Origin of the sequence: Mycobacterium sp. 1482292.6, assembly GCF_001672995.1 — a bacterium.
In the GTDB taxonomy this organism is placed as follows: domain Bacteria; phylum Actinomycetota; class Actinomycetes; order Mycobacteriales; family Mycobacteriaceae; genus Mycobacterium; species Mycobacterium europaeum_A.
Genome location: NZ_LZKV01000102.1, coordinates 1 through 20,265 on the forward strand (window position 1 = coordinate 1; position 20,265 = coordinate 20,265).

15 protein-coding genes are annotated in these 20,265 nt (G+C 69.7%); 8 read left to right on the top strand and 7 right to left on the bottom strand.

The window, feature by feature from the left end:
• Window positions 1-296: 296 nt before the first annotated feature.
• Window positions 297-1,640, bottom strand: a complete 1,344-nt coding sequence (locus A5624_RS10895; protein ID WP_066865930.1) for an acetyl-CoA C-acetyltransferase — start codon at window positions 1,638-1,640, stop codon at window positions 297-299.
• A gap of 152 nt (window positions 1,641-1,792) precedes the next feature.
• Between A5624_RS10895 and A5624_RS10900 the strand changes: the two genes are divergently transcribed.
• Both A5624_RS10900 and A5624_RS10905 read left to right on the top strand, forming a co-directional pair.
• Complete coding sequence (locus tag A5624_RS10900; protein ID WP_066865933.1) at window positions 1,793-3,169, top strand: 3-oxoacyl-ACP reductase; 1,377 nt, start codon at window positions 1,793-1,795, stop codon at window positions 3,167-3,169.
• Between the two features lie 26 nt (window positions 3,170-3,195).
• On the top strand, window positions 3,196-4,038 hold the full coding sequence (locus A5624_RS10905; RefSeq protein ID WP_066865936.1) for a MaoC/PaaZ C-terminal domain-containing protein: 843 nt from the start codon (window positions 3,196-3,198) through the stop codon (window positions 4,036-4,038).
• Here A5624_RS10905 and A5624_RS10910 read toward each other — a convergent pair.
• From A5624_RS10910 to A5624_RS10920, 3 genes are all read right to left on the bottom strand, one after another.
• Window positions 4,035-5,288, bottom strand: coding sequence for a chloride channel protein (locus A5624_RS10910; protein ID WP_066865938.1), 1,254 nt, complete (start codon window positions 5,286-5,288; stop codon window positions 4,035-4,037). The genes A5624_RS10905 and A5624_RS10910 overlap by 4 nt on opposite strands.
• A 25-nt stretch (window positions 5,289-5,313) precedes the next feature.
• Window positions 5,314-5,958 (bottom strand): TetR/AcrR family transcriptional regulator, encoded by a 645-nt coding sequence (locus tag A5624_RS10915; RefSeq protein WP_066865940.1) that lies wholly within the window; start codon window positions 5,956-5,958, stop codon window positions 5,314-5,316.
• Window positions 5,959-6,046: 88 nt separating this feature from the next.
• On the bottom strand, window positions 6,047-7,201 hold the full coding sequence (locus A5624_RS10920; RefSeq protein ID WP_066865943.1) for a glycoside hydrolase family 3 N-terminal domain-containing protein: 1,155 nt from the start codon (window positions 7,199-7,201) through the stop codon (window positions 6,047-6,049).
• 111 nt (window positions 7,202-7,312) lie between these two features.
• Between A5624_RS10920 and A5624_RS10925 the strand changes: the two genes are divergently transcribed.
• The 5 genes from A5624_RS10925 to A5624_RS10945 all read left to right on the top strand — a co-directional run bounded on the left by A5624_RS10925 (window position 7,313) and on the right by A5624_RS10945 (window position 14,823).
• Window positions 7,313-7,516 carry a DUF2613 family protein gene (locus tag A5624_RS10925; RefSeq protein ID WP_066865946.1) on the top strand — a complete coding sequence of 68 codons (204 nt, stop codon included), beginning with the start codon at window positions 7,313-7,315 and terminating at the stop codon, window positions 7,514-7,516.
• 86 nt (window positions 7,517-7,602) lie between these two features.
• The gene (locus tag A5624_RS10930; protein ID WP_007769006.1) at window positions 7,603-7,776 is read left to right on the top strand and encodes a DUF2613 domain-containing protein; all 174 of its coding nucleotides are present in this window, start codon (window positions 7,603-7,605) and stop codon (window positions 7,774-7,776) included.
• Window positions 7,777-7,828: 52 nt separating this feature from the next.
• The gene (locus A5624_RS10935) at window positions 7,829-12,037 is read left to right on the top strand and encodes a DUF3367 domain-containing protein (RefSeq protein ID WP_066865949.1); all 4,209 of its coding nucleotides are present in this window, start codon (window positions 7,829-7,831) and stop codon (window positions 12,035-12,037) included.
• Between the two features lie 87 nt (window positions 12,038-12,124).
• Window positions 12,125-13,570: a lipase maturation factor family protein gene (locus A5624_RS10940; RefSeq protein ID WP_066865952.1), complete on the top strand. Its 1,446-nt coding sequence runs from the start codon at window positions 12,125-12,127 to the stop codon at window positions 13,568-13,570.
• A gap of 251 nt (window positions 13,571-13,821) precedes the next feature.
• Entirely contained in the window at window positions 13,822-14,823 is a 1,002-nt protein-coding gene (locus tag A5624_RS10945; protein WP_066865956.1) for an ABC transporter substrate-binding protein, read from the top strand.
• Between the two features lie 39 nt (window positions 14,824-14,862).
• Here the strand turns inward: A5624_RS10945 and A5624_RS10950 are convergent, their stop codons facing one another.
• The 3 genes from A5624_RS10950 to A5624_RS10960 form a co-directional block, all read right to left on the bottom strand.
• Window positions 14,863-16,017, bottom strand: a complete 1,155-nt coding sequence (locus A5624_RS10950) for an NAD-dependent formate dehydrogenase (protein WP_066865959.1) — start codon at window positions 16,015-16,017, stop codon at window positions 14,863-14,865.
• Between the two features lie 104 nt (window positions 16,018-16,121).
• Window positions 16,122-17,033, bottom strand: coding sequence for a LysR family transcriptional regulator (locus A5624_RS10955; protein WP_066865962.1), 912 nt, complete (start codon window positions 17,031-17,033; stop codon window positions 16,122-16,124).
• 67 nt (window positions 17,034-17,100) lie between these two features.
• Window positions 17,101-18,747 (bottom strand): acetolactate synthase large subunit, encoded by a 1,647-nt coding sequence (locus tag A5624_RS10960; RefSeq protein ID WP_066865964.1) that lies wholly within the window; start codon window positions 18,745-18,747, stop codon window positions 17,101-17,103.
• A gap of 90 nt (window positions 18,748-18,837) precedes the next feature.
• Here A5624_RS10960 and A5624_RS10965 point away from each other — a divergent pair, with 90 nt between their 5' ends.
• Window positions 18,838-20,256, top strand: a complete 1,419-nt coding sequence (locus tag A5624_RS10965; protein WP_066865967.1) for an NADP-dependent succinic semialdehyde dehydrogenase — start codon at window positions 18,838-18,840, stop codon at window positions 20,254-20,256.
• Window positions 20,257-20,265 lie beyond the last annotated feature (9 nt).

The window sequence follows — 20,265 nt, forward strand, 5'->3', positions numbered from 1 at the left end:
CGCCTGGTCGGAGCGGGGGATTTGCGTTCGCCGCAGCGATGAAAGGCCTGCCGGACAGCAAAAAGGCCGCCGCTGGATCCCCTCACTCCAGCGGCGGCCCTTTTCGTACGCCAATCCGCGATGCGGACGGGCGGTCGTATTCGGGGGATGCCCCGTATTGCCGTCGGGGTCGGGGGGTCAGACCACAACACGGGGCCATCCGGTGGGTCGGATACCCGCGCCCCCTTCCGACTAACCAGATGTGACTCAACTCATGACGAGCGCCGATCCGGCGGGACCGGGCCCCGACGGGTCCGTCAGGCCTCCAGGATGGCGGCTACGCCCTGGCCACCTGCCGCACAGATCGAGACCAGGGCGCGCACGGTGCCGCCGCCCTTCTGCTCGGCCTTGCGCTGGGCGAGCTGCTTGGCCGCCTGGGCCAGGATCCGCCCGCCGGTGGCGGCGAACGGGTGGCCGGCGGCCAGCGAGGACCCGTTGACGTTCAGCTTGGATCGGTCGATCGAGCCCAGCGCGCCGTCCAGGCCCAGCCGCTCCTTGCAGTACTCCTCGGATTCCCAGGCCTGCAGGTGGCACAGCACCACCGACGCGAACGCCTCGTGGATCTCGTAGAAGTCGAAGTCCTGCAGGCTCAGGCCGTTGCGCGCCAGCAGCCGCGGCACGGCGTAGGTCGGTGCCATCAGCAGGCCGTCGCGCCCGTTGACGTAGTCGACGGCGGCGGTCTCCGAATCCACCAGGTAGGCCAGCGGGGTCAGCGAATGCGCGGCCGCCCACTCGTCGGTGGCCAGCAGCGCCACCGACGCACCGTCGGTCAGCGGCGTCGAGTTGCCGGCGGTCATCGTCGCGTCACCCGCCTTGACGCCGAACACCGGGCGCAGCTTGGCCAGCTTCTCCGCCGACGAGTCCGGGCGCAGGTTGTCGTCGCGGTAGAGCCCCAGGAAGGGCGTGACCAGGTCGTCGAAGAAGCCCCGGTCGTAGGCGGCGGCCATGTTGCGATGGCTGGCGGCGGCCAACTCGTCCTGGGCCACGCGGGAAATGCCCATCTTCTTGGCCGTGAGCGCCTGGTGCTCGCCCATGGACAGCCCGGTGCGCGGTTCGCTGTTCACCGGGATCTCGACGCCCAGGGTGGCGGGCAGCGTGCCCACCAGCTTCAGCCGTTGCACGTTGGACTTGGCCCGGCGCAGCTTGAGCAGGGTGCGGCGCAGGTTGTCGCCCAGCCCGATGGGCGCGTCGGAGGTGGTGTCGACGCCACCGGCGGCGGCCACGTCGTAACGGCCGGACGCGATGCCCTCGGCGGCGGCCACGGCCGCCTGCAGCCCGGTACCGCAGGCCTGCTGCAGGTCGAACGCGGGCGTGTGGGACGACAGCTGCGAGCCCAGAACGCATTCGCGGGTCAGGTTGAAGTCCCGGCTGTGCTTGAGCACGGCGCCGCCGACGACGACCCCGAGCCGCTCGCCGGCCAATCCGAAGCGGTCCACCAGCCCGCCCAGGGCGGCGGTGAACATGTCCTGGTTGGACGCCTCCGCGTAGGCGCCGTCGGATCGGGCGAACGGGATGCGGTTGCCGCCCAGCACGGCCACCCGGCGACGCTCAGAACTGCGCTGAGCAGACTGTTTACTTGCCTCAGAACTTGCAGCGGCCACTATTCTTCTCCGTGTTTGCGCGGTCTATCGGTTTGGGAATCGCCCGTCCGGGGCCATAATACCCACTGTTCTTACTCTGCAGTAAGTTCGTCCCCGATACGGTTGTGCTGTAGGCATACCCCGATTTCGCAAGAACATGGAAGGTAGCTCCGGTGGCTCCCAAGGCTTCGTCCGATCTGTTCTCCCAGATCGTCAATTCCGGTCCTGGATCGTTTCTCGCCAAGCAGCTCGGCGTCCCCCAACCCGAGACGCTGCGCCGCTACTCCGCCGGTGAACCGCCCCTGGCCGGGGCCCTGCTGATCGGCGGCGAGGGCCGGGTCGTCGAACCGCTGCGCGCGGCGCTGGACGCCGACTACGACCTGGTGGGCAACAACCTGGGCGGCCGCTGGGCGGACAAGTTCGGCGGCCTGGTGTACGACGCCACCGGCATCACCACGCCGGAGGGGCTCCGGGGGCTCTACGAGTTCTTCACCCCCCTGCTGCGCAACCTGGGTCATTCCGCGCGCGTGGTGGTGGTCGGGACCACGCCCGACGCCTTGCAAAATACAGAAGCCAGCCCGCACGAGCGGATCGCACAGCGCGCGCTGGAGGGCTTCACCCGTTCGCTGGGCAAGGAGCTGCGCAACGGCGCCACGGTCGCGCTGGTGTACCTGTCGCCGGACGCCAAGCCCGCCGCGACGGGCCTGGAATCGACGATGCGGTTCATCTTGTCGGCCAAGTCCGCCTACGTCGACGGCCAGGTCTTCTACGTCGGGGAGGCGGACTCCACGCCTCCGGCCGATTGGGACCGCCCGCTGGACGGCAAGGTCGCGATCGTGACCGGCGCGGCCCGGGGCATCGGCGCGACGATCGCCGAGGTGTTCGCCCGCGACGGCGCCCGCGTGGTGGCCATCGACGTCGAATCGGCCGCCGAGGCGCTGGCCGAGACGGCCAGCCGGGTCGGGGGCACCGCGTTGTGGCTCGACGTCACCGCCGAAGACGCCGTCGACAAGATCACTGAGCACCTGCGCGAGCACCACGGCGGGCGCGCCGACGTTTTGGTCAACAACGCCGGCATCACCCGCGACAAGCTGTTGGCCAACATGGACGACGCCCGCTGGGACGCCGTCCTGGCCGTCAATCTGCTTGCCCCGCTGCGGCTTACCGAGGGTCTGGTGGGCAACGGCACCATCGGCGAGGGCGGCCGGGTGATCGGTCTGTCGTCGATGGCCGGCATCGCCGGCAACCGCGGCCAGACCAACTACGCGACGACCAAGGCCGGGATGATCGGCCTCACCCAGTCGCTGGCCCCGGAGCTGTACGGCAAGGGCATCACGATCAACGCCGTCGCACCGGGTTTCATCGAAACCCAGATGACCGCCGCCATCCCGCTGGCCACCCGCGAGGTCGGCCGCCGGATGAACTCGCTGCTGCAGGGCGGGCAGCCGGTGGACGTCGCCGAAACCATCGCCTACTTCGCCAGCCCGGCCTCAAATGCGGTGACGGGTAACGTCATTCGCGTCTGCGGCCAGGCCATGCTGGGCGCATAGCGAACCGGGCTGTCGAGGAGAATGCCATGAACCAGCCAAGCGGCCTGAAGAACATGCTGCGCGCGGCGGCCGGGGCGCTGCCGGTGGTGTCCCGCAGCGGCGAGGTGCCCACCCGCACCGTGACCATCGAGCAATTGCCCATCGACCGCGCGAACGTGGCCGAGTACGCGGGGGTCACGGGCCTGCGCTACGGCAATCACGTGCCGCTGACCTACCCGTTCGCGCTGACCTTTCCCGCGCTGATGTCGCTGGTCACCGGCTTCGACTTCCCTTTTGCCGCAATGGGAGCGGTGCACACCGAGAACCACATCACGCAGTACCGCCCGATCGCGGTCACCGACACCGTCGGGGTGCGCGTGCACGCCGAGAACCTGCGCGAGCACCGCAAGGGGCTGCTGGTCGATCTGGTGACCGATGTCAGCGTCGGCAACGACACCGCCTGGCATCAGGTGACGACCTTCCTGCACCAGCAGCGGACGAGCCTGTCCGATGAACCCAAGCCGCCACCGCAGAAGCAGCCCAAGCTGCCGCCGCCGTCCACCGTGTTGCGGATCAGCCCGGGGCTGATCCGGCGCTACGCCGACGTCGGGGGCGATCACAACCCGATCCACACCAACTCGGTCGCGGCCAAGCTGTTCGGCTTCCCGACCGTGATCGCGCACGGAATGTACAGCGCCGCAGCGGTATTGGCCAACGTCGAAGCGCAAATCCCCGATGCCGTGCGGTATTCGGTGCGGTTCGGCAAGCCGCTGGTGCTGCCCGCGACCGCCGGACTCTACATCGACGAGCACGACGGCGGCTGGGACATTTCACTGCGCAACATCGCCAAGGGTTACCCGCACCTGACCGGCACGGTCCGGGCGCTCTAACCCGCGTGCGTCGTACTGCGGCCCTGGGCAAGCACTTTCAGCGCGTGTGCGCTGCTCGCGGTCAGCAGGAAGAGCAGAAACAGCCACAGCGGGGGCCGGGCGAGCTCCCAAACGAAGATCGCCGCCCAGATCGGTGACCCCTGGGTCACCGCGAGCACGCCGGCGGCGCCGGCCAGCGACACCGCCGGGACGTGCAGATGAGTTCCCATCGCCCAGTTGATCGCCAAGACCAGCGCGGCGCCGGCGGCGGCGCCGGTGGCCAGTGAGGGCGTCAGCAGGCCGCCGGCCCCGCCCGCGCGCAGAAACAGCGCGGTCAGTAGGGGTTTCAGCGCCAGGATGGCCAGCGCCGAGAGCAGGGTCATGCCGCTGGCCAGGCTCACGGTCAGGATGCTGCGGCCGTTGCCGGGCAACTCGGGCCACCAGTGCGAACACACGCCCATCACCAGGCCCGCTCCCGCGAGCGCGGGGATGAGCAGCGCAGTCCTCGGCTGGCGGGCGGGCCGGGCCGCGGCCATCAACCGGTTGAACGCCAGCCCGACCGCGAGAGCCACCGGCGCCAGCAGCAATCCGTGCGCGGTCAGCAGATACGTGGACTCCCCGATCGGCCATCGCAGATTGGGTTGATCGCGGGTGATGGCCGAGCCGACGGCGACGGCCAAGCCGGAGGAGAGAAACGCCGCGCCCACCACCCGCGGCCGCCAGGTGTTCAGCAGGATCCGGATCGAGAACAGTGCGCCGGCCAGCGGAACCGCATACACCGCACCCAGGCCCGCGCCCGCCGCACAGGCCAGCAGGATCTCGCGATCGCGCGGGCCCAGCCGCCTGAGCCATCCGGTCCCCAAATCGCTGAGCGCAGCGGCGAATTGACGTGGGGCGCCCTCTCGCCCGAGCGATGCTCCCGATCCGACGAGCAGCACCTGCAGCATCGCGTCGACGCTCCAGGACAGCCGCGGCACGGGTGCGCGGGCGGCGATGGTCTGCGCCAGCGGGGGCACCTCGGCCCGGCGCCGCAGCAACCACCACCCCAGGCCCGCCAGCCCGGCGCCGATCATCGGGCCCAGCATGCGCCGGATCGGGCTGCTGGCGGTCACCCCTTCCAGCAGCGCGCCGAAACTGTAGTTGTAGGTGGCGTGCTGGACCACGCGCAGCACGAACGTCGTCGCCAAGCCTGCGACTCCGGCGAGCAAGCCGACGATGATTACGGCGCAGAAGAATTCGAGGTTGCCGCGGTCCGAGCTCGGGACGCTCATCCGGGCCACCGCAACGACCCTGGGGCTAGTCGCCGGCGGCGTCCGAGCCGCCCGCCTCGGGGTGCGCCGCCGCCCGTTCCGCCGGCGACCCCTTGAGGCCGTACCAGAACAGGTCGATCATCAGCTGGGCCGCCTCCTCGACGTCGACGTCGCCGGTGGACAGCCGGTTGGCGACCGCCTCGCCGGCGCCCACCAGGGCCACGGCCATCATCTCGTTCTCGCGCTCGGTGCGCGGGTTGCGGCTGCCCGCCCGCATCAGCCCGGCCACGAGTTCGATGATCTGCTCGCGTCCCTCGCGGACCATGTGGGCGAACGCCTGTGAGCTGGTGGCCTGGGTGTACATCACGATCCAGGACGCCCGGTTGGCGTCGATGTAGCGCATGAACGACGCGATGGTGTTGCGCAGCATGTCGTTGGGGCTCTGCTGGAAGTCGATGTCGGCGCGCACCGCGTCGATGAACCGGCCCATCTCCCGGTTCAGGCAGGCGCCGAACAGGTCCTCCTTGGAGCCGTAATACAGGTACAGCATCGGCTTGGAGATCTGCGCCTCGGCGGCGATGGCATCCATCGAGGTCTCGTGATAGCCGTTGACCGAGAACATCTGGACGGCGGCGTCGAGCATCTGCTGCTCGCGGACGGCGCGCGGTAACCGCTTGGTGCCACCCGCCATCGCTTACCTTTCCGACCCGTCTAGCTGACTCAAGGGTAAGCAATGCGGCCCGGCCGCCACATCCGTTGGTGCGGACGGGGCCGACCCGCTAGTGGCCGCAGTTACGGCTGGGGCCCTTCATCGTCGCCACCCGCACCAGCGAATCGTCGACCTGCTTGGCCGGCAGGTCGCCCGAGGCCACCGCCTGTTGCAGCCGGTCCAGGACCGCCGGCACCTCGTCGGTGGTCACCCACAGCGCGACGTCGACGCCGGCCCGCAGGCTGCGCAGCACGGCCTCCGACACGCCGTATCGGTCGGAGATGGCGGCCATGCTGGACAGGTCGTCGCTGAACACCGGCCCGGTGAACGGCGGGCCCTTGTACCCGACCCCGTTGCGCAGCAGCTGCACGGCCTCGGGGCTCAGGCTGGCCGGGGCGTCGCCGGTGAGGCCGGGAACCTGCAGGTGGCCCACCATGACGCCGACCGGCGGCGAGACCACCAGGGTCCGGTAGGGCACCAGATCGCTGTTCTGCAGGGCGTCGAGCGGCGGCGTGACCACGCCGCCGGTGTGCGAATCGCCCGAGCCGTGCCCGTGGCCGGGGAAATGCTTGAGCACCGGCAGCAGGCCGGCGTCGCGCAGCCCCTGCGCATAGGCCCCGGCGTAGTCGGTGACCGTGGCAGGATCCGCGCTGAACGACCGGTTGCCGATGACGGCGTCGTCGGGCTCGTCGCTGACGTCGACGACCGGGGCGAAGTCGACGGTGATGCCCAGGTCGCGCATCTTCCTGCCGCGGTCGGCGGCCAGGTCATGCACCTGTTGGACCGTTTGCGTCTGCGCCAGCTCGCGCGGCGATGGCGACGTCCCGATCAGCGACTTCAACCGCGAGACCCGGCCGCCCTCTTCGTCGACGCTGACGGCCAGCGGCAGCGGACCCGCCTTGGCCGCGATGTCGGCCAGCGGTCCCTTGAAGATCGACAGGTCCGTCCAGCTGCCGATGAAGATGCCGCCCACGTGGTAGCCGTTGACGACGTTGCGGGCGTCGTCGGCGTTCTTCACGCCCACCATCAGCAGTTGGGCCAGCTTGTCGCGGAAGCCCAGTGTGGCCGGGAGTGCCGACGGGTCGGCGCACACCGGCGGCGCCGGAGCGGCGACCGGTTTGCTCGACGCCGACGAGCTGGGCGGGTGCGCGGCGGGGTGGTGGCCGCAACCGGCCACCAGCGCCGACGCGGCTGCGAGCACGGCGAAGGTGCGCGAAAATGCCATCGGGCCATGCTTTCACGGCGGGCGTTTCGTGCCCGGCGCCAGGGGGCATCAGCGGTACGTTGCTGATCGGGGGGCTGCAGACCCGTTCGACTGGCAGGGAGGGAGCCAGCGATGACCGGTTTCACGTTGGCCGCCGCGGTCAGCATCGCGGTGGGGTTGTCCGCCGGGGTGGCGACGACCGTCGGGATCACGCTCGCCGTGGCCGACCAGAGCCTGGTGTCGGTGCCCAGCCTGCAGCGCCCCGCGCTTCCGGTCGCGCCCTATCAGGTCGAATACGGCGACCGCTGTTTCCACGGACACTGTCTGCACTGGTGACCGGGGCCCCGGTTGGGCGGGCGCCGTTCTGCTAGGTTGGCGCTAGGTCGAAAGTCAGGACCGCAAGCCGACCCCAGGAGCCGTCGATGAACCGGATCGTTGCGCCCGCCGCAGCGAGCGTTGTGGTTGGCCTGTTGCTCGGCGCGGCCGCGATCTTCGGGATCACCTTGATGGTCCAGCAAGACACGAAGCCGCCACTTCCCGGGGGCGATCCGCAGTCGTCAGTGCTCAACCGGGTCGAGTACGGCAACCGTAGCTAGCCGGTCGCGGACAGGGGCCGGACCTCCGGTCTCATGCTCGACGGCTGGGCCGGTGTCGCGGCGGTGGTTGTGGCTGGTCGGTGCGATCGCGCTGGCCCTGACGTTCGCCCAGTCCCCGGGGCGGGTCTCCCCCGACACCAAGCTGGACCTGACCGCGAATCCGCTGCGCTTCCTGGCCCGCGCGACCAACCTGTGGAACAGCGAGCTGCCGTTCGGGCAGGCGCAGAACCAGGCCTACGGCTACCTGTTTCCGCACGGCACCTTCTTTCTGCTCGGCCACGCGCTGGGCGTGCCCGGCTGGATCACCCAGCGGCTGTGGTGGGCGCTGCTGCTCACCGTCGGCTTCTGGGGGCTGCTGCGCGTCGCCGAGGCGCTGCGGATCGGCAGCCCGGCGTCGCGGGTGATCGCCGCCGTCGCGTTCGCGCTGTCCCCGCGAGTGGTGACCACGCTCGGCTCGATCTCGTCGGAAACCCTGCCGATGATGCTGGCGCCGTGGGTCTTGCTGCCCACGATCCTGGCCCTGCGCGCCACCGGCGACCGGTCGGTGCGCGCGCTGGCCGGGCAGGCGGGCCTGGCCATCGCGCTGATGGGCGCGGTGAACGCCATCGCGACCGCGGCCGGCTGCCTGCCGGCGGTGATCTGGTGGGCATGCCACCGGCCCAACCGGTTGTGGTGGCGATACACCGGGTGGTGGCTGGTGGCGCTGGCGCTGGCCACGCTGTGGTGGGGGGTTGCGCTGATGATGCTGCGCGCCATCAGCCCGCCGTTCCTGGACTTCATCGAATCGTCCGGCGTGACGACGCAGTGGTCGTCGCTGGTCGAGATGCTGCGCGGCACCGACAGCTGGACCCCGTACGTGGCGCCGACCGCCACCGCGGGCGCTCCGCTGGTGACCGGGTCGGCGGCCATCCTGGGCACCTGTCTGGTCGCTGCGGCCGGACTCGCGGGGCTGACCCGCCCGGCGATGCCGGCGCGCGGGCGGTTGGTGACCATGCTGCTGGTCGGGGTGGTGCTGATGGCCGCCGGATACAGCGGCGGGCTGGGCTCGCCGGTGGTGCACGCGGTACAGGCCTTCCTGGACGCCGGCGGCGCCCCGCTGCGCAACGTGCACAAGCTCGGATCGGTGATCAGAATCCCGGTGGTGCTGGGCCTTGCGCAGCTGCTGGGCCGGATACCGCTGCCGGGCAGCGCGCCAATGACGGTGTGGCTGCGCGCCTTTGCGCACCCCGAGCGCGACAAACGGGTGGCGGCGGCGATCGCGGTCGTGACGGCGCTGCTGGTCAGCACGTCGCTGGCGTGGACCGGTCGGCTGGCCCCGCCGGGGACGTTCACCGCGATCCCGCAGTACTGGCATGAGGCCGCCGACTGGCTCACCGAACACAACACCGGCACACCGGCGGCCGGGCGGGTGCTCGTCGTTCCCGGGGCGCCGTTCGCCACCCAGGTGTGGGGCACCAGCCATGACGAGCCGCTGCAGGTGCTGGGCGCCAGCCCGTGGGGGGTGCGCGACTCCATTCCGTTGACCCCACCGCAGACAATCCGCGCCCTCGATTCGGTGCAGCGCCTGTTCGCCGCCGGCCGCCCCTCGGCTGGGCTGGCAGATACTCTTGTCCGGCAAGGTATTTCATATCTGGCGGTGCGCAACGACCTGGACCCCGACACGTCGCGCTCGGCACGCCCCATCCTGGTGCACCGCGCCATCGACGGGTCGCCCGGACTGCGCAAGGTCGCCCAGTTCGGCGCGCCGGTGGGCCCCGGCACCCTGGCCGGTTTCGTCGCGGACAGCGGGCTGCGGCCACGGTATCCGGCGGTCGAGATCTACCGGGTCGGCGGCGATGACGACCCGGGCACACCGTATTTCGCCGACGCCGACCGGATGACCCGGATCGACGGCGGGCCGGAGGCGCTGCTGCGCCTGGACGAACGGCGGCGGCTGCTGGGCCGGCCGCCGCTGGGCCCGGCGCTGCTGAGCGCCGACGCGCGCGCCGCGGGGCTGGCGACGAGCGCCGGGGTGACCATCACCGACACCCCGGTGGCCCGCGAGACGGATTACGGCCGGGTGGACCAACATTCGTCGGCCGTCCGGGCCCCGGGCGATGCGCGGCACACCTTCAATCGGGTGCCCGACTACCCCGTCCCCGGCGCCGATCCGGTGGCCGGCGCCTGGACCGGCGGCCGGATCACGGTATCGAGTTCGTCGTCGGATTCGACCGCCATGCCCGACGTCGCACCGGCGACCTCGCCGGCCGCCGCGATCGACGGGGATTCGGCGACCGCCTGGGTGTCCAACTCGCTGCAGGCCGCCGTCGGTCAATGGATGCGGATCGATTTCGACCACCCGGTGACCAACGCGGCGATCACGTTGACGCCCAGCGCCACCGCCGTCGGCGCCCAGGTGCGTCGCATCCTGATCGAAACCGCCACCGGCAGCACCACTTTGCGCTTCGACGAGCCGGGCAAGCCGCTGGCCGCGGCACTCCCCTACGGCGAGACGCCGTGGGTGCGGATCACCGCGGCGGGCACCGACGACGGTTCGGCCGGGGTGCAGTTCGGCATCACCGACCTGACGGTCACCCAGTACGACGCGTCCGGCTTCGCCCACCAGGTCGACCTGCGACACACCGTGCGGGTGCCGGGGCCGCCGGCGGGCACGCCGGTCGCGGGCTGGGACCTGGGATCGGAGCTGCTGGGCAGGCCCGGCTGCGCCCGCGCGCCCGACGCCGTGCGCTGCGCGCCGTCGATGGCCCTGGCCCCGGAGGAACCGGTCAACTTCAGCCGGACGCTGACCGTGCCGACGCCGATGACGGTCACCCCGGCGGTGTGGGTGCGGCCGCGGCAGGGCCCCAAGCTCGCCGACCTGATCGCCGAGCCGAATACCACTGTGGCTCATGGTGATTCGGACACAGTGGACGTCCTCGGTTCGGCCTACGCGGCGACGGACGGCGACCCGGCCACCGCGTGGACGGCGCCCCAGCGGGTGGTGCAGCACAAGACCCCGCCCACCCTGACGCTCACCCTGCCACGGCCCACCGAGGTCACCGGCGTGCGGCTGACTCCCGGCCAATCGGTGCTGCCCGTGCATCCGACGATGGTGGCCGTCAACCTGGGCGACGGGCCGCAAGTGGCCGCGGTGAAAGCCGACGGGACGCAATCGATTCCGGTCAAACCCCGGGTGACCGACACCGTGACCGTCAGCCTGCTGAATTGGGCGGACGTCATCGACCGCAACGCATTGGGTTTCGACCAGCTCAAGCCGCCCGGGCTGGCCGAAATCGCGGCGCTGGGCGCCGACGGCAACCCGATCGCGGCACCCGACCCCGGCCGCAACCGCGCCCGGGAGGTCACCGTCGGCTGCGAGCGCGGACCCGTCATCGCGGTCGCGGGCCGGTTCGTGCACACCGCGATTCACACCACGGTTGGGGCGATCCTGGATGACGCTCCCATCGCGGCGGTGCCGTGCGAACACGACCCGATCGAGCTGCCCGCGGGTCAACAGGAATTGCTGATCAGCCCAGGCGCTCAGTTCGTGGTGGACGGGGCCCAGCTGTCCGCCCCCGTCCCCGCCGAAGCCGCACGGCCCGTTCGGGTTTCGTCATGGCGGGGATGGGGCCCGGATCGCCGCGAGGTGCAGGCACCGGCCTCGACCACCTCCCGCGTGCTGGTCGTCCCGGAAAGCATCAACCCCGGTTGGGTGGCGCGCACCAGCACCGGGACACGCCTGACGCCGATCGCCGTCAACGGGTGGCAGCAGGGCTGGGTGGTGCCCGCGGGCGACCCCGGGACCATCACGCTGACGTTCGCCTCCAACTCGCTCTACCGGGCGGGCCTGGCCGTGGGGCTGTCCCTGCTGCCGCTGCTGGCGCTGCTGGCGCTCTGGCGCACCCGGAGAAAGGGCGTCGACGACACGGCCGAGCCCGCGCGACCGTGGCGGCCCGGCGTGTGGGCGGCCGTCCCCGTGCTGGCCGCCGCGGCGGTGATCGCGGGCGTGGGCGGCGTCGCGGTGATGGGGGTGGCCCTGGCCCTGCGGTACGCGTTGGACCAGCGGCGCTGGGAGCACCTCAGCGTGGTGTGCGGCGCCGGCGGGCTGATCCTGGCGGGGGCGGCGCTGTCGCGCCAGCCCTGGCGGTCGGCCGACGGCTACGCCGGCCACTCCGCGAGTGTCCAGGCGCTGGCCCTGATTTCGCTTGCGGTGCTTGCCGCTTCGGTCGTGACCGCACCGCGTCGGCGGACCGCTCGGGCCGACGGGCCGCGCGACGAATAGTCGGCCGGGCTATTGGCTACCCGTTTACCGGCTGATTGACTGGATACGCGGGTTGGCGTAACCGCCACCGACCGAGGAGCTAGCGCCATGGACTGGTTTTCCGCACCCCAATATTGGGTGGGCAGACTGGTGCTCGAGCGCGGCGCCGCGGCGATCTATCTGCTCGGGTTCGTTGCGGCCGCGGTCCAGTTCCGCGCGCTCATCGGTGAGCGGGGCATCCTGCCCATTCCGCAGTTTCTGGCGCGCCAATCGTTTTGGCGCACGCCGAGCCTGTTTCATTTGCGCTATTCCGATCGGTTGTTTGCGGCCGTCGCCTGGTTCGGAGCGGCGTTGTCGGCGGCCGTCGTCGCCGGGGCCGCCGACGCGGTGCCGCTGTGGGCCGCGATGGCGATGTGGCTGACGCTGTGGGTGTTCTATCTGTCGATCGTGAACGTGGGGCAGACCTGGTACTCGTTCGGCTGGGAATCACTGTTGCTCGAAACCGGCTTTCTGATGATCTTTTTGGGCAACCACGACGTGGCACCTCCTGTCCTGACGTTGTGGATGGTTCGGCTGCTGTTGTTCCGTGTGGAATTCGGCGCGGGACTGATCAAGATGCGCGGCGACCCGTGCTGGCGTGACCTGACGTGTTTGTACTATCACCATGAGACGCAACCGATGCCGGGCCCGTTGAGCTGGTTTTTTCACCATCTCCCCAAGCCGCTGCACCGGATTGAGGTGGCGGGCAACCATTTCGCGCAGCTGATCGTGCCGTTCGGACTGTTCGCGCCGCAGCCGGTGGCCGGCGTGGCCGCCGCGATCATCGTCGTCACCCAGCTGTGGCTGGTCGCCTCGGGTAATTTCGCGTGGCTCAACTGGGTGACCATCGTGCTGGCGTTCAGCGCCATCGACGACGCGTCGGTCGCGGCGGTGCTGTCCACGAGCCTGGCCCCGGCGCATCCGGGTCCGACGCCGCTGTGGTTCATCGGCCTGGTCGTCGCGATCGCCGCGGCCGTGCTGTTCATGAGCTACTGGCCGCTGGCGAACATGCTGTCCTCGCGGCAGCGAATGAACATGTCTTTCAACTCGTTCCACTTGGTCAACACCTACGGCGCCTTCGGCAGCATCGGGCGGATCCGCCGCGAGGTGGTGATCGAGGGTACCGACGACGCGGTCGTCACCGCCCGCACCGTCTGGAAGGAATACGAATTCAAGGGCAAGCCGGGCGCGCTGCGCCGGCTGCCGCGACAGTGGGCCCCCTATCATCTGCGCCTGGACTGGCTGATGTGGTTCGCCGCGATCTCGCCGGGCTACGCGCAGCCGTGGTTGCGGCCGTTCTTGCAGCGGCTGCTGGAAAACGATCGACCCACGCTGCGGTTGTTGCGGCACAACCCCTTCCCGGATGCACCGCCGAAGTTTGTGCGGGCGCAGCTCTACCAGTACCGCTTCACCACGCCGGCCGAGCTGCGTCGTGATCGGGCCTGGTGGCATCGCGTCCTGATCGGCGGATACGTGCCGCCGATGAGTCTGCCGCGGGTGACCACCGCCACTTGAGGCCGAGAAACGGGTGTCCCGGCGCGGTTCCGTTCACCGCAATTCAAACCCTGGTCAGCCCAACCGATCCGCCATAGCCTCGCCTGGCACTGCGCCGCAGTTCTTGCCGGCGCGAATCGCACGTGTCGAACCGCTACGAGGATACGCAACCTGTGAGTCTGTCCAGCACTGCGCTTTTGGCCCGCACCGGCCGACCTTCGGTACCGCACCGAACCGCTCGGTCAACCCGGTGTCCGAGTCGGCGGAGTCCGATGTCGGCGCGGCGCTATGCCGCGGTCCTGCTGGCCGGCCTCGCGCTGCTGTTGCCGGCGTGCGTCTCCCGCCAACACGCCGCCGGTCCCGGTCAGGTGCCGACGCAAGTCCCGCTGTCCCAGCTGGCCGACCTCACGCTGAAGGTCGGCGATCAAAAGAGCGTGGCCACCGAAGCCATGCTGCGCGCCGCCGGCCAACTGCAGGGCCTTGCGTACCGGATCGACTTCTCGACCTTCACCTCCGGGCCTCCGATGGTCGAAGCCGCCGCCGCGGGCAAGATCGATTTCGCCATCACCGGTGACACCCCACCGATCTTCGGCGCGGTCGCCAACGCCCGCATCAAGGTGGTGTCCGCCTACGACGGCGGCGGTCCCGGCGACCAGATCCTGGTCCACACCGATTCGACCATCCGGTCGGTCCCCGACCTGCGCGGCAAGACGATCGCGCTCGCCAAGGGCAGCTCAGCGCACGCCAATGTGCTCGACCAGCTGGACAAGGCCGGTCTCAAACCGGCCGATGTCCACCTCGTGTTCCTACAGCCCGCCGACGCCCTGTCCGGATTTCGTAACGGTCAGGTCGACGCCTGGGCGGTGTGGGATCCCTATACCGCCCAGGCCGAACAGCAGCTCCCGGTGCGCGGCCTGGTCACACGCAAGCACAAGTACTCGTTTGGCATCGCCTCCGACAAGGCACTGGCCGACGCGAAGACCAACACGGCCCTGGGGGATCTGCTGACGCGATACGCCCGAGCCGCGGCATGGGCTCGCGAGCACCCGCAGGAGTGGGCCGCCGAGTACGCCAAGTCCGCCGGCGTCGACCCCGCCGTCGCCGCCGTCGCGCAAGGCCGCACGCTGCGCCAGCCGATCCCGCTGGACGACACCGTGGTGGGCGCCGAGCAACGGCTCACCGATCTGTTCGCGGCCGCCGGCCAGATCCAGTCCGCGCCGCATTTCGGCGACTGGGTAGATCGTCGCTTCAACGCCACGGCGGCGACTCACTAATCCGCTAAGGGCTGTCGCTCCGGGGTCCGCGCGCCGCGGCTACTTCCGGTAGGACAGCGCCCCGGTGCCCGCTAGCTTGCCGCCTTCGACGATCAGGTACTCGGGGCGGATCGGCGTGCCGGCGAACCAGCTTTCCAGGATTTCCCTGGTGCCGGCCGCGTAGCGCGCCTGCGCGGACAATGTGGTGCCCGAAACATGGGGTGTCATGGCGTTATTCGGCATCGTCCGCCAGGGGTGGTCGGGTGGCGGTGGCTGCGGATACCACACGTCCCCGGCGTAGCCGGCCAGCTGACCGGACCGCAGCGCGTCCGCGATGGCCTCCGGGACGGTCTCCTCGGCGCGGGCCGTGTTGACGATGTAGGAGCCCCGCCGCATCGTCGAAATCAGGTTCTTGTCGAACATCCTGCGGGTGCCGTCGTAGAGCGGCGAGTGGATGGACACCACGTCGACCGCCCGCACCAGCGATTCGACCGTGGGGTGAAACGTCACGTTGAGTCGTTTCTCGGCTTCCGGCGCCAGCCGGCGGGTGTCGGTGTAGTGCAGGTTGACGTCGAACGGTGCCAGCCGGCGCAACACCGCACGCCCGATCCGCCCGGCGGCAATCACTCCGACGTCCATCCCCTCCAGGTCGTAGGCGCGTGCGGCGCAATCGGCGATGTTCCAGCCGCCGTCGGTCGCCCACCGGTGCGACGGCACGAAATTGCGGACCAGCGCCAGGATCTGCATCACCGTGTGCTCGGCGACGCTGATGCTGTTGCTGTACGTCACCTCGGCCACGGTGATCCCGCGCGCTTGCGCCGCGTCCAGATCAACGTGGTCCGAGCCGATGCCGGCGGTCAGGGCCAACTTGAGGTTGGGCGCCTTGGCGATGCGCTCCTTGGTCAGGTAGGCCGGCCAAAACGGTTGCGATATCACGATTTCCGCATCGGCCAGCTCGCGCTCGAATTCCGAATCGGGGCCGTCCTTGTCCGACGTCACCACCAATTCGTGCCCGGCATCTTCGAAAAACCTGCGCAGCCCCAAAGCCCCCGACACACAGCCGAGCAGCTCGCCGGGAGTGAAGTCGATCGTCGACGGGGTCGGCACGGTGCTGCCGTCGGGATAACCCTGGATCGCCGGGACGCTGTCGCGCGCGTAGCGCGGCGGGTACCCGTCGACGGGATCGGGGTAGAGCACCATCACACACTTGGCCATCGAGTTCTCCTTCAGCCGGCGGTCAGGCCCAGTCTCAGACGGCGACCGCGCGGTTGTCCAAGACGCGATTCCGACCGGCCGATAGGCGGCGCCGATCAGCGCCGCTAGGACGGCTCGCTGAGCGTCGCGCCGATGCGGGCCTCGCGCGCGGTGCGGCGCAGCGCGCGGGTCAGCAACGAGCCCGGCTCGGCCCGGTTGGTGACCAGCGCTATCAACGCGGTGACCGACGGGCGCCGCAACGCCAGCACGCTGACCCCGGCGGGCACGCCCAGGGTGTGAATCCACGGTTGCGGCACGATGCTCGCCCACCGGCCGGTGCGGACGTGCGCGAACAGCGCTGCCACGGAATCGGTTTCCAGCCGCGGGGTCACCTGCAGGCCATGGGTGGCCAGCGCGTCGTCGATGAGCCGGCGCCCCCGCATGCCCTGCGTCAGCAGGCACAGCGGCAACTGCACGGCGTCCGACCACGTCATGTTTTTCGCTTCGCCACCAAGGAGTTCGGCGGCGGCGATGAGCACCGGCTGCTCGTGATACAGCGGGGTGACCAGCAGGTCGGCCGTGTCCTGTTGGTCCGGATACAGGATGCCCGCGTCCAGTTCGAAGCTGCGGACGCGTTCCACGATGCCGGCCGAGCGCAGGTTGACCTCGAGCTGAACCCGGACCAACGGATGCGCCGCGCAGAACGGATCCGTCAGCAACGCAACGGTAGTCGACGCGGCCGGTACCACCCCGAGCCGCAATTCACCGGTCAGGCCGGCCTGCAGCGCGGTGACTTCCTGCTTGAGGGCGTCGCGGTCGGCCAGGATGCGCCGCGCCCACGGCACCAGCCGCTCACCCTCCGGGGTGAGGCCCTCGAACTTCTGACCGCGCCGCACCAACGGAACGTTGAGTTCCGATTCGAGCTTGCGGATCGCTTCCGACAGCGCGGGTTGGGAGACGTAACAGGCGCTCGCCGCGCGCGCGAAATGGCGCTCCTGCGCGAGCGCGACGAAGTACTCCAGCTGACGGAACAGCATGTGCCCATTCGATCACGTGGCCCGGCGGGACGCTCGTTCGCAGGTCTCCCGAAGGCCGGCGCGCTCTCTAGAGCGTTTCGTCCAGCTCGCCGAGGCGGTCGGTCAGCCGTAGATTCTCGGAGTAGTCGACCGGGCAACTGATCAGCGACACACCGTCGTCGTCGAGCGCGGCCCGCAGCGTGGGCAGCAGTTCGTCGGCGCTGTTGATCCGGTATCCCTTGGCGCCGAAGCTTTCTGCGTACTTGACCACGTCGGGGTTGTTGAACTTCACGTAGTAGTGCGCCCCGAGCTCGAGGTCCATCTTCCATTCGATGAGGCCGTAACCGCCGTCCTCCCAGATCAGCACCACCAGCGGGATGCGCTCGCGCACGGCGGTCTCGATTTCCTGCGAGTTCATCAGGAACGCGCCGTCGCCGACGACGGCCAGCACCTTGGCCTCCGGCTGCGCCAGCTTGACGCCCAGCGCCCCCGGGAGGGCAAAACTCATGGTGGACAAGCCATTCGAGATCAGGCAGGTATTACGCTCGAAGGTCGGGTAGAGCCGCGCCATCCACATCTTGGTGGCTCCGGTGTCGACCAGCACGATGTCGCTGCGACCCAGCGCCGCGCGGGTATCGGCGACCACCCGGGCGGGCGCCAGCGGGTAGCGCGAATCCTGTTGTCCCCGTTCGAATTCGTCGGCCAGCAGGCCCGAGCCGGGCACATCGGCGGCGTGATCGAAGGTATGACCGGACAGCGCGTCGGTCAGGGCGTTCAGCGAGTCGCTGATGTCGCCGATGATCCCCACGTCGACGGAGTAGTGCGCGTCCACCTCGGCCGGGAAGCGGTGGATGTGGATGATCTTCTTGTCGCCCTGCGGGTTGATCCGGACCGGGTCGAATTCCTGCAACTCGTAGCCGACGGCGATGACGGCGTCGGCGTTGTCGAAGCCGAAGTTGACGTAGTCGTGCCGCATGAAGCCCAGCGTCCCGATGCTGTTCGGGTGGTCGTCGGGCATGACGCCCTTACCGTGGAACGTGTTGGCCACCTGGATGCCGAATTCCTCGGAGAAGCGCACCAGGGCCTTGGTCGCGTCGGCGCGCGCGGCGCCGTGCCCGGCCAGCACCACCGGGCGTTTGGCGTTGCGCAGCACATCGACGGCGCGCGCCACCTGGCGCGGGGCCGGCGCGTCGGCGCGGACGACATTGCGGGGCAACGGCCGCAGGTCGTAGTCGGTGTCGTCGGCGTCGATGTGCTCGGGCACCGCCAGGTAGACCGCGGCCGGACGCTCGGCCTCGGAGACTTTGAACGCCTTGCGGACCATCTCGGGGATGGCCCGCGCGGTCGGGACGCCGGCCGACCACCGGGTGATGGGGGCGAACATCGACACCAGGTCGACGTACTGGTGTGACTCCTTGAACTCCCGGTCGTGGCCCACCTGCGCGGAGATGGCGACCAGCGGGGTGCTGTTGGTGGTGGCGTCGGCCACCCCGAGCTGCATGTTGATGGCGCCGGGGCCCAGCGTGGCCGAGACCACCGCGGCGCGTCCGGTGACCCTGCCGTACATCTCGGCCATGAACGAGGCGGCCTGCTCGTGCCGGGTGAGCACATAACGGATGGACGAGGAAGCCAGCGCCTGCACCAACCGGATGTTCTCCTCGCCGGGCACCCCGAACACGACGGAAACACCCTCGTTTTCCAGGCACTTGACGATCAGCTCAGCGGCTTTGGTCATCCGACACCTCCCTTAGGGGAACGATAGTGGCAGGCTAGGTGTTGGACTTTTCAGCCGTAAGCAACACGAACCCGATGAAGGAGGGCCGACGTGCCCATCGCCACCATTAACCCGGCTACCGGCGAGACAGTGAAGACCTTCACCCCGGCCACCGACCAGGAAGTCGACGCCGCGATTGCCCGTGCCTACGAACGCTTCCTCGATTACCGCCACAACACCACGTTTGCCCAGCGGGCCGAGTGGGCAAACGCGACCGCCGACCTGCTGGAGGCGGAGGCCGACGACGTCGCCGCCATGATGACGCTGGAGATGGGCAAGACCCTGAAGTCGGCCAAGGCGGAAGCGCTGAAGTGCGCCAAGGGTTTTCGCTACTACGCCCAAAACGCCGAGCAGCTGCTGGCCGACGAACCGGCCGACGCCAAGGCGGTGGGCGCGAAGCAGGCCTACACGCGCTATCAACCGCTCGGGGTGGTGCTGGCGGTGATGCCGTGGAACTTCCCGCTTTGGCAGGCCGTCCGGTTCGCCGCACCGGCGCTGATGGCCGGCAACGTCGGGATCCTCAAGCACGCGTCGAACGTGCCGCAGTCCGCGCTGTACCTCGCCGACGTCATCGCGCGCGGCGGCTTCCCCGAGGGGTGTTTCCAAACCCTGCTCGTCTCCTCCAGCGCGGTCGAGCGCATCCTGCGCGATCCGCGGGTGGCGGCGGCGACCCTGACCGGTAGCGAACCGGCCGGCCAGTCCGTGGCGGCCATCGCCGGCGACGAGATCAAGCCGACCGTGCTCGAGCTCGGCGGCAGCGACCCGTTCATCGTGATGCCGTCGGCGAACCTCGACGAGGCCGCCAAGACCGCGGTCACCGCCCGGGTGCAGAACAACGGCCAATCGTGCATCGCCGCAAAGCGGTTCATCGTGCACACCGACATCTACGACGCGTTCGTCGACAAGTTCACCGAGCAGATGGAGGCGCTGACCGTCGGCGACCCGACCGACCCGGACACCGACGTGGGCCCACTGGCGACCGAGTCGGGCCGCGACGAGATCGCCAAGCAGGTCGACGACGCCGCCGCGGCGGGCGCCAAAATCCGCCTCGGCGGCAAGCCCATCGACCGGCCGGGGTGGTACTACCCGCCGACCGTCGTCACCGACATCACCAAGGACATGGCCCTCTACACCGAGGAGGTGTTCGGCCCCGTCGCGTCGATGTACCGGGCAGCCGACATCGACGAAGCCATCGAGATCGCCAACGCCACCACCTTCGGCCTGGGATCCAACGCCTGGACCAACGACGAGGCCGAGCAGCAGCGCTTCATCGACGACATCGAGGCTGGCCAGGTCTTCATCAACGGGATGACGGTGTCCTACCCGGAGTTGGGATTCGGCGGCGTCAAGCGGTCGGGCTACGGCCGCGAGCTCGCGGGCCTGGGCATCCGCGCGTTCGTCAACGCCAAGACCGTGTGGGTCGGGGAACCCGAGAGCGGCTCCTCGTCGGGCGACGACAAGGTCGAGTGAGCTCGGGCC